This window comes from Streptomyces sp. MMG1121, from assembly GCF_001280015.1.
In the GTDB taxonomy this organism is placed as follows: Bacteria; Actinomycetota; Actinomycetes; order Streptomycetales; family Streptomycetaceae; genus Streptomyces.
The window spans coordinates 181,797-188,403 of the sequence record NZ_LGDV01000025.1; the positions used below are offsets into that span (position 1 = coordinate 181,797).

General features: G+C 68.4%; 4 protein-coding genes. All 4 read right to left on the minus strand.

Going from position 1 to position 6,607, the window contains the following annotated elements:
• Window positions 1–43 precede the first annotated feature (43 nt).
• The 4 genes from tpiA to ADK64_RS04905 all read right to left on the minus strand — a co-directional run bounded on the left by tpiA (window position 44) and on the right by ADK64_RS04905 (window position 6,479).
• Complete coding sequence (gene tpiA / locus ADK64_RS04890; RefSeq protein WP_053655156.1) at window positions 44–820, minus strand: triose-phosphate isomerase; 777 nt, start codon at window positions 818–820, stop codon at window positions 44–46.
• 6 nt (window positions 821–826) lie between these two features.
• Window positions 827–2,038 carry a phosphoglycerate kinase gene (locus ADK64_RS04895; protein WP_053655158.1) on the minus strand — a complete coding sequence of 404 codons (1,212 nt, stop codon included), beginning with the start codon at window positions 2,036–2,038 and terminating at the stop codon, window positions 827–829.
• 132 nt (window positions 2,039–2,170) lie between these two features.
• A complete protein-coding gene (gap, locus tag ADK64_RS04900; RefSeq protein ID WP_053655160.1) occupies window positions 2,171–3,181 on the minus strand; it encodes a type I glyceraldehyde-3-phosphate dehydrogenase in 1,011 nt (336 codons plus the stop codon).
• A 343-nt stretch (window positions 3,182–3,524) separates the two neighbouring features.
• The gene (locus ADK64_RS04905) at window positions 3,525–6,479 is read right to left on the minus strand and encodes a M14 family metallopeptidase (RefSeq protein WP_078992487.1); all 2,955 of its coding nucleotides are present in this window, start codon (window positions 6,477–6,479) and stop codon (window positions 3,525–3,527) included.
• Between the last annotated feature and the right edge of the window lie 128 nt (window positions 6,480–6,607).

The window sequence follows — 6,607 nt, forward strand, 5'->3', positions numbered from 1 at the left end:
AAGGGTACGACGTATCGCCGCTACCGCCTACTCACAGCGTCGGTCACTGATCGCGGAAGCGCACGATCTTGACGAACTCGTCGGAGTCCAGCGAGGCACCGCCGACCAGGGCGCCGTCGATGTCGGCCTGGGCCATGATCTCGGCGACGTTGCCCGCCTTCACGGAGCCGCCGTACTGGATGCGGACCTTGTCGGCCACGTCCTGCGAGTACAGCTCGGCGATCTTGGCGCGGATGGCGGCGCAGACCTCCTGGGCGTCCTCGGAGCCGCAGACCTTGCCGGTGCCGATGGCCCACACGGGCTCGTAGGCGATCACGATCGTCTCGGCCTGCTCGGGTGCGAGGCCCTTCAGACCGGCCTCGAGCTGGTTGAGGGTGTGGGTGACGTGGTTGCCCGCCTCGCGGACGTCCAGTTCCTCGCCGACGCACAGGATCGGGGTGAGGCCGTGCTTGTAGGCGGCCTTGACCTTGGCGTTGATCAGCTCGTCGGTCTCGTTGTGGTACTGGCGCCGCTCGGAGTGGCCGATCGCCACGTACGTGCACTTCAGCTTGGCCAGCATCGGGCCCGAGATCTCGCCGGTGTAGGCGCCGGAGTCGTGTGCGGAGACGTCCTGGGCGCCGTACTTGATCTTGAGCTTGTCGCCGTCGACCAGGGTCTGTACGGAGCGCAGGTCGGTGAAGGGCGGCAGGACGGCGACCTCGACGGCCTCGTAGTCCTTGTCGGCCAGGGCGAAGGCGAGCTTCTGGACGTGCGCGATGGCCTCGAGGTGGTTGAGGTTCATCTTCCAGTTGCCCGCCATCAGCGGCGTGCGAGTGGTCATGCGGGGTCAGTCCTCCAGTGCGGCGAGGCCGGGGAGCGTCTTGCCCTCGAGGTATTCGAGGGAGGCGCCGCCACCGGTCGAGATGTGGCCGAACGCGTTCTCGTCGAAGCCGAGCGTGCGCACGGCCGCGGCGGAGTCACCGCCGCCGACGACGGTGAAACCGTCCGAGTCTACGAGGGCCTGGGCAACCGCCTTGGTGCCCTCGGCGAAGTCGGGGTGCTCGAAGACGCCCATCGGACCGTTCCAGAAGACGGTCTCGGCGTCGGCGAGCTTCGAGGCGTACAGCTTGCGGGTCTGCGGACCGATGTCCAGACCCTCCTGGTCGGCGGGGATGGCGTCCGCGGCGACGGTCGTGGGGTGGGCCGGCGCCTTGGTCTTCAGGTCCGGGAACTGCGGGGAGACCAGGACGTCGACGGGGAGCACCAGCTCCACGCCGTTCTTCTCGGCGCGCTCCATGTACTCCGTGACGACCGGGATCTGGTCCTCCTGCAGGAGGGAGATCCCGACCTCGTGGCCCTTGGCCTTGAGGAAGGTGTACGCCATGCCGCCGCCGATGAGCAGACGGTCGGCCTTGCCGAGCAGTTCGTCGATGACGGCGAGCTTGTCGGAGACCTTGGCGCCGCCGAGCGCGACGACGTAGGGGCGCTTGACGTCCTCGGTGAGCTTCTTCAGGACGCCGACCTCGGTGGCGATGAGGTAGCCGGCGGCGTGCGGGAGCCGGGCCGGGAGGTCGTAGACGGAGGCGTGCTTTCGGTGCACCGCACCGAAGCCGTCACCGACGTAGACGTCGGCGAGGGCGGCGAGGGCGTCGGCGAACGCGCCGCGCTCCGCGTCGTCCTTGCTCGTCTCGCCCGCGTTGAACCGGAGGTTCTCCAGCAGCGTGACCTCGCCGTTCGCCAGAGCGGCAACAGTGGCCTTCGCGCTGTCACCGATCGTGTCGGTGGCGAACGAGACGTTCTTGCCCAGGATCTCACCGAGTCGCTCCGCGACCGGGGCGAGGGAGAACTGCGGGTCCGGGGCGCCCTTGGGACGGCCCAGGTGGGAGGCGACGATCACCTTGGCACCCGCCTCGGCGAGCTTGGCGATGGTCGGGGCGACGGCGCGGATGCGGCCGTCGTCGGTGATGGTGGCGCCGTCCAGGGGGACGTTCAGGTCGGCGCGGACGAAGACCCGCTTGCCTTCGACGCCGTCCTGGATGAGTTCGTCGATCGTCTTCATGAATGGGCTCCCGAGGGCTGATGGTGCTCCGTGATCGTAGCCATGGCTGTCCTGTACGTGATTCAGGGCCCGGACAGCGCGTCCTTGCGCTGCTCGGGCCCTGCTTTCACTTCAAAGGTTCCGCCGTGTCGATCAGAGCTGGCCGCCGACGAAGACCGTGAGGTCGACGAGGCGGTTGGAGTAGCCCCACTCGTTGTCGTACCAGCCGAGGATCTTCACCGAGTTGCCCTCCTGGACCATGGTCAGGGAGGAGTCGAAGGTGCAGGAGGCCGGGTCGCCGACGATGTCCGAGGAGACGATCGGGTCCTCGGTGTACGCCAGGTAGCCCTTGAGGTCGCCGTCCTCGGCCGCCTTCTTGAACGCCGCGTTGACCTCGTCCTTGGTGACCTCGCGCTGGAGCTGCACGACGAGGTCGGTGGCCGAGCCGGTGGGAACCGGGACGCGCATGGCGATGCCGTCCAGCTTGCCCTTGAGCTGCGGCAGGACCAGCGCGGTGGCCTTGGCGGCGCCCGTGGTGGTCGGGATGATGTTCTCGGCGGCGGCACGGGCGCGGCGCAGGTCCTTGTGCGGGAAGTCAAGGATGCGCTGGTCGTTCGTGTACGCGTGCACCGTGGTCATCAGACCCTTGACGATGCCGAAGTTCTCGTCGAGGACCTTCGCCATCGGGGCCACACAGTTGGTGGTGCAGGAGGCGTTGGAGATGACGTTGTGCTGCGCCGGGTCGTACTTGTCCTGGTTGACGCCCATGACGATGGTGATGTCCTCGTCCTTGGCCGGAGCCGAGATGAGGACCTTCTTGGCGCCGCCGGCGAGGTGCTTGGCGGCATCGTCGCGCTGGGTGAAGATGCCGGTCGACTCGATGACGATGTCGACGCCCAGCTCACCCCAGGGGATGTCGGACGGGTTGCGCTCCGAGAGCACCTTGATGGTGTGGCCGTCCACCGTGATGGTGTCGGCGGTGTGGGTGACCTCCTGCTTGAGGCGGCCCAGGATCGTGTCGTACTTCAGCAGATGAGCGGTGGTCGCGGTGTCACCCAGGTCGTTGACAGCCACGACCTCGATGTCGGCACCCTGCTCCAGCAGTGCGCGGAAGTAGTTACGCCCGATACGGCCGAAGCCGTTGATGCCTACGCGGATCGTCACGAACCGATCTCCTCGTTGGTACGCCGGCCATGCGGTGCCGGCGAGCTCTGTTTGGGATGTCCCCGACCACCAACGACCCTACCCCTCTGCGGGCCCCGGGGTGACATCGAGATGGCCCATACACGGGCAGGCGGTCCGTACCCACCAGTAGGGGTACGGACCGGCTCGGATCGACGATGGATTCACCCGTATTTGTTACGCAATGTCGGGTGGTTTTTACTCCGTCTTCACTCGTTCGTGAGCGGGTCGGCTCACTTGATCAGGAGCCTTTTCGCGCACCCTTGAGAGGGTTCCCGCTCACCTGTTGGAACAAGGGGAGCGGGATCTGTCAATATGGCGGCCCTCACCCTCCGAGTGCGGCGAACGCCTTCCTCAGCAGCGCCACCCGGTCGGCCGCCGACGGCACCTGCTCCAGGCCGAAACCGAGCAGCACGGTGTCGTCCGTGCTGACCGCTCCGTACGTGCGGAACAGGGTGCCGGTGCGCGTCCAGTCCTTCCGGACGGCAGGGCTGCCCGGGGGCGGCCCGGCCACGTGCCAGGCGCCCAGGGACGCCTCGAAGCCCTCGGTCTCCTTCGCGCTTGCGCCGGTCACGAGCGAGACGTCGTCGGCGAGGACGCCGTGCCCGCCGGTGCCCGGGTCGGTGACGTAGCTGATCGAGACCTCGACGGACTTGCCCGCGTAGGCGCTCAGGTCGAAGCTCACCTGCCGCCAGCCGCCGGAGCTGCCGGTGAGGCTGTTCCAGGAGCCGGTCGTGCCGGTCGCGGTGCAGGCGGTGCCGGCGAGCGTCAGATAGTGCGTCAGCCACGGGTGCTCGCCGATCAGGAATCCCTGCCCGCAGTCCGCCGGTACGGCCGTCGTCGTGGCACCCCCGGCCTCCGGCAGGGTGGTCCAGTCGTCGGCGCCCACCGTGTGGGCCTCGACCACCGCGTGGTCGTAACCGGGCTCGGTGTCCCACAACAGCCGGGCGCTCAGGGCCGGCTTGTCGACGGCGTCCACACCGGTGAGGTCGATGGTGCGGGTGAGCCGCTTGTAGGCGTCGTCGGTGTGCACAGCGGCGGCCATGTACGAGCCGCTGTAGGGCCCGTACGGATCGGTGGTCCCGGTGAACCGGCCCGCGCCCGCGCTCTTGAACTGGGGATACGTGGCGACGGGAAGCTCCTCGGAGGTCACGCTGTAGGTGCCGGCCGCGTCCAGCGGGTTGCCGGGCGCGTCGCCGAGGGCGCCGGTGTACCCGTCGAGGGCGCCGGAGCCGGTGAGGCCGGTGGCCCCCTTGGTCGACGTACGGCTGTAGGCGCCCAGGTAGTACTGGCTGAAGTCGTCCGAGAGGGTGCCGTCGCCGAGGTCGACGCTGCCGCCGGCCCGCTGACCGGCCTCGATCAGCCGGCCGCCCTCGTTGAGGTAGGCGCGCAGCTGGAGCTGGGTGGGGTTGCCGGGGCCGTTGGTGCCGGAGTAGTGCACGACGGTCCTGAAGTGCTTCAGCACGCCGAGCGCGTCCGGGACACCCTGCCTGGCCACGTCCCAGACGAGCGCCCGGTGCCCGGCCGCCTTGAGCGCGTCCACGTACGTCTGCGCCCGCGCGGCCGCCGCGCCCTCCTCGGCGACGACGAGCGTGTCGGCCCTGGGCGTGTCGGCGACGGAGTAGGTGAAGTGCGAACTGGCGACCCTACGGCCGCTCTTCGTCTCACCGGTGAACCACACCTCGACCCTGTCGCCCGGCGCGCCGTCCCGCACCTTGGCCCGGTACTCGTCGAAGTACAGGTCGTCCTCGCCGCCGTAGGTCCCGCCGCCCTTCCAGTGCCGGAGCGTCTGGTCGAGGACGCGGCCGCCGTTGACGCGGTACTTCAGTTCCTTGTCGCGGATCGCCTTGCGGGCGACGACGGAGACCTCCTGGTCCGCGCCCCGGGAGTACGACGTGGTGAACGCGGCCGGCGTGAAGTCGGCGGCGCTCAGACCGACCGAGGAGGCCGGCTGGTCGGGGTGTACGGCGGTCTCGGCGACGGAGAGGGCGAAGGGGATGTTCTTCGCGAACTCCTGCTGGATCAGCTTCTCGTCGTCGGGGAAGTTGAAGACCGACTGGCAGTCCTCGGGCTTCCAGGCGTCGTTCGGATCGACGTTGGACGCGGTCTGGCAGGTCGACATCTCCGGCGTGAACATCGCGACGCCGTTGACGTTGGACGCGTGCCCGTCCGCCTCGCCGTTGGTGGTGTACAACTCGGAGGAGACCTGGGAACGGTAGCCGGGGATGGCCGGGTTGTCGGGGGTGCCGGCGAGCGCCTTGTAGACGACGTCGTCCGGGGTGGGGGTGGCCACCTGCCAGCCGACGCCGTACAGCAGCAGCTCGGCGGCGGAGTGGTAGTTGACGGCGTATCGGAACCCGACGCGCTTCTCGAAACCGTCCAGCGCCTTGGTCTCGGGCTCGGACTCGGGGCTCGCGCCGCGGTAGGTCTCACTGGTGGGGTCGGGTGACGAGCCCTCGTCGTCGTAACCCCACTTGTAGGGGAAGTTGCGATTGAGATCGACGCCGTCACCCGCGCCGATGACCCCGTCGCCGTTGACGTCGCGCAGGTTCTTGCGCCACAGGCGGGCCTGGGGGCTCTTGAACGTGTAGTCGTAGCCGTCGGGATTGGCGGAGAGGACGAACCACAGCTCGGTCGAGTCGACGATCTTCCGGATCCGCCGGTCGCTGCCGTAGCGGTCCAGGTAGTAGTGCATCAGGCGCCGGGTCATCTCCGGTGTGATCCACTCGCGCGCGTGCTGGTTGGACAGGTACAGCACGGAGGGCTTCGAGCCGTCCTGCGACCTCTTCGCGTTCTTGGTCAGCTTGAGCGCGAGGATGTCCTGGCCGTCGACGGTCTTGCCGATGGATTCGACCTTGGTGAGCCCGGGATTGGCCTGGGCGGTGCGGAGGATCTCCTCCTTGAGCCCGCCGCTTCCGCCGTAGGGACGGAACACGCCCTGCGAGGCCTTCTCGATCCGCGCCTGCGCCTTCGCCGGGACGGTGTGCTCGACGAGGTCGACGCCCTGCTTGCGGAGCTTCGCGGCCTGCTGGTCGGTGAGGTAGACCTCGACCTCGGTCCTGCCGCCCGCCCTGACCTGGTCGCCGAGCTCCTGGCCGTCCTGTCCGGCCGCGAGCAGCAGGGGAATCTGCGTGCGGGTGACGTCGGCGTGGAAGACCTTGACCTCGTCGGGGCCGGACTTCGGAGAACTCCCGCCCTGCGCCTGGGCGATGGGTGCGAGGCTCGCTCCGCCGATCAGGAGCGCGCCGACAGCGAGGACCGATCTAGCTCTGTGTCTCATGAACCCCCCTCGCGGTGGTCCGCCACAGCGGCGAACAAGTTGTCAGGCTCATGGCACTCCATGATCGAGTCAAGGGCACTTCATGGACATGTAAATGGGGTGGGGGTGGGGCCGGGTTGTCGAGTGGG